The sequence below is a fragment of the Rhodoferax sp. genome (assembly GCF_037143375.1).
GTDB lineage: Bacteria > Pseudomonadota > Gammaproteobacteria > Burkholderiales > Burkholderiaceae_C > Rhodoferax.
This window is the reverse complement of sequence record NZ_JBAWYV010000248.1, coordinates 1-3279: the sequence shown is the minus strand read 5'-3', so window position 1 is coordinate 3279 and position 3279 is coordinate 1. Positions and strand designations below refer to the sequence as shown.

Annotated in this window: 4 protein-coding genes; all 4 read right to left on the bottom strand. The window is 56.1% G+C overall.

The window, feature by feature from the left end; genetic code table 11:
• Positions 1-1109 (bottom strand): D-alanyl-D-alanine carboxypeptidase family protein (locus tag WCG50_RS18515; protein WP_336901072.1); only part of this gene is annotated, 1109 nt, incomplete at its 3' end.
• 109 nt (positions 1110-1218) lie between these two features.
• Positions 1219-1602, bottom strand: coding sequence for a (2Fe-2S) ferredoxin domain-containing protein (locus WCG50_RS18510; protein ID WP_336901071.1), 384 nt, complete (start codon positions 1600-1602; stop codon positions 1219-1221).
• Positions 1603-1612: 10 nt separating this feature from the next.
• Positions 1613-2713 carry a VanZ family protein gene (locus WCG50_RS18505; protein ID WP_336901073.1) on the bottom strand — a complete coding sequence of 367 codons (1101 nt, stop codon included), beginning with the start codon at positions 2711-2713 and terminating at the stop codon, positions 1613-1615.
• 14 nt (positions 2714-2727) lie between these two features.
• Complete coding sequence (locus tag WCG50_RS18500) at positions 2728-3156, bottom strand: CopD family protein (protein ID WP_336901070.1); 429 nt, start codon at positions 3154-3156, stop codon at positions 2728-2730.
• Positions 3157-3279 lie beyond the last annotated feature (123 nt).

Sequence of the window (3279 nt, the reverse complement as noted above, 5' to 3'; positions counted from 1 at the left end):
AGCGAAACATCCACCAAGGCTTGGTCCCCATTGGTGACTTTTAAAGTGGCGACGGCCTGACCTTTGGTGAACGGCGCCACCAGCGGGTCGGGGCGAACGACTTGCGTCTTGATCTTGCTGGCTGTGCCTGCGGGTACCGCCACCACAATGGCCTGTGGGCGACCCAATTTGACTATGGATTCTTTGCCCTTCCAGACGGCAGGCGACACCACGGCCTGATTCGCGTCATACAACTTGACGGCTTCGAAAGCGGTGTAACCCCAGTTCAACAGCTTTTGGGATTCATTGGCCCGCGCATTTTCACTCGACGCACCCAACACGATGGACAAAAGTCTACGGCTGCCCATGGCAGCAGGCGAGCCAGCTGCAGCACCGGTGGCACCCAGGTTTGGGAAATCGCGCTTGGCGGTGGCAATCAGGCAATAACCCGCCGCATCGGTGTGCCCGGTTTTCAAACCATCAACCGAAGGATCACGAAACAGCAACAGATTGCGGTTGCTGTCATTGGCGGCAGGGGTTCCAGCGTACCGGTACTTCTTGATGGCGTAGTAAGCCACGTAGTCCGGGAAATCGTGCATTAAACGGGTCGCCAGAATGCTCAGGTCACGAGCGGTGGTGGTGTGCCCTGCTTCGGTCAAACCTTCAGGATTTTTATAACCCGTAGATTTCATGCCGAGCGCCTTGGCTTGCTCGTTCATGAGTTGCACAAAACGCTCGGCGCTGCCGCCAACACCTTCCGCCAGTGCCATCGTGGCGTCGTTGCCACTTTGGACAATCATGCCTTTAATCAAATCCTCCACCGGCACCATCATTTTGGGATCGATGAACATACGAGAACCCGGCATCTTCCAGGCCCGCTCGCTGACCGGCAAGGTTTGCTTCAGGTCCAGCTTCTTGCTGCGCAGGGCATCAAATACCAGATATGCGGTCATCAACTTGGTCAGAGAAGCGGGCTCTACCGGCACATCAATGTCTTTTTCGGCCAGCAACTGGTTCGCCGTCACATCCAACAACAGGTACGAGCGTGCCGCAATTTCAGGCGGCTGCGGCATTTGGGCGGACACCGAAAAACAGATGGCTGCAGCGAGGGTAATGAGTAGTTTTTTCATTTGGAATGAGTGATTGAGCTCATCAAAAAATGATGAGCCGGGGAAATATTTCACTATTTAATTAATAGCTGCTTACGCAAGCAGAACGGGGGCTAGAGGCCAAAAAGGCTTAACGTCCAACGTTGGCTGGTATCAGCAAGCGCTCGACGACTTTGCCATTTTTCAAATGCGACTCCACGATTTCATCGATGTCGTCGTTGTCGACAAAGGTGTACCAGACCGCTTCCGGATAAACCACCGCCACCGGCCCCGCCGCACAGCGGTCCAGGCAACCTGCCTTATTGACCCGAACCTGGCCCGGCCCGGACAAACCGGCTTCCTTGACCTGGTTTTTGCAGCGGTCAAAGCCCGCTTGCGCCCCATGATGGGCGCAGCAGTCTTCACCTGCTTTGCGCTCATTGAGGCAAAAGAAAATATGCCGCTCGTAGTAAGAATTTGCCGCTGGGGCGCTTGGGCTGACGCCCACTGTGTCGTCGCTGTTGGATTCAATCATGGGTGCAATTCTAGTTTTTCGATTCACGACCCCACACCTGAATCAGCACATAAACCACAGCGGCATAGGGCCACAGCCAGCCAAGCCATTGCGCCAGTCCATTAAAACGAATAAAGCGGCCCTGCTCCCAAGTCGCCAAAGTCTGTGCGAAATAAGGGCTGGCAGGCGCTTGATTGAGCACACTCAAGTAAATGCCCAGCGCTAGCAAAACCAAAGCAGCGCTCGCCCGCCGGGGCACCCACATCAGCAACAAGGCCAACGCCAGCGCTGTCACCAGACCCGCTTCGACCGGTAAACTGAACCATGCCCATGCGTGCTCGGGACCGTAACTCAGGGCCGCAGACAGCGCGGTGACACCCATGCCAAGCGCAAACATCACCAAAACAAACAGCGCCCTGCGCCCCGCTGCGCGAATGATGCAAAAACCGATCAGGCAGGGAATCAGCATCCCAAGCATCACGCAAATCCACTCTGCGGCCGGCACCAGCGGTTGCAACTCAATATCGCGCACCGGCAGCCAATCCAGGAAGGGCGTGTCTAGCAGCACGTCGGCCAATGACGCCTCCAGTCGCTCCAGCACTTGGCCAAGTCCCAGCGGTACCGTCGCTGGAAACAGCAACGCCAGCGGCCACAATGCCAACAGCACCAAACCGCCGCGGGCGTCCTCCACAAACCAGCGATCCCGAAAACGATTCCAGCGGACCAGAACACCCAGCTTCTCGAGCGTCCAGGCCATCAACGCGCCCAACCAGGCCCCCAGCACGTTCAACCCCAAGTCCACATTGGAAGGAACGCGTGCCGGCAAATAACTTTGCGTGGACTCCATCAAGAGCGACAAAACACCTGCTGCCAAGGTTGAAATCAACACGGTGTAACGGGTCTTGCCGGTCCGTAAAGCACTCAGTGTGAGCAAAAACCCCAATGGCATGTAACCCAGCACATTGGTGATGACATCAAACCCCGTCCAGTACTTGGGCAAGGGGCTGGTCAAATAAGCCCAGGGCACGATGCCCTGGTAGCGCCAATCGGCAAAAGGGTAAAGACTGGCGTAAAAAACAAGACCCACATAGATCAGCGCAAGGGGCCACGCTGAGGTCTTGTGGGTCACGATGCGCTCCTGGCTTCTTAAAAAGGCTTGGCCACCACCAGGAACACCACCGCCAGCAGCATCAGCACCGGCGCCTCGTTGTACCAGCGGTACCAGACATGGCTGTGGGTATTGCCGTTGGCAACAAAATTGCGCAACACGACACCACAACTGTAGTGATAGGCCACCACCAGGGCGACGATAGAGAGCTTGGCGTGCATCCAGGCATTGCCAGGACCCCAGCCGATGCCATAACCCACCCACAACCAAGCGCCCAGACCCAGGGCCGGCACCGCGATGATGGTGGTGAAACGCAACAACTTGCGGGCCATCAGCAACAGGCGATCGCGCTCGGCAATGGACTGTGGTTTCACCATCGCCAAATTAACAAAAATACGCGGCAGGTAAAACAAACCAGCAAACCAACTGGCCACAAAAACAATATGAAGCGATTTAATCCAAAGCATGGCGAGCAGTTTATCCGGGGGGTTAAAAATTCAGAGCAAAAAAAAACCCCAGCACAAGGGCTGGGGTGGTAAGCCTATTTGCTGTCACACATCAAGGCCCCGCTCAGGGAGGAAAAGCGGGAG

What these genes read in the sequence shown, in the direction of transcription:
- WCG50_RS18510 (WP_336901071.1), bottom strand. Translation starts at nt 1,602, where the DNA reads ATGATTGAATCCAACAGCGACGACACAGTGGGCGTCAGCCCAAGCGCC.
- WCG50_RS18500 (WP_336901070.1), bottom strand. Translation starts at nt 3,156, where the DNA reads ATGCTTTGGATTAAATCGCTTCATATTGTTTTTGTGGCCAGTTGGTTT.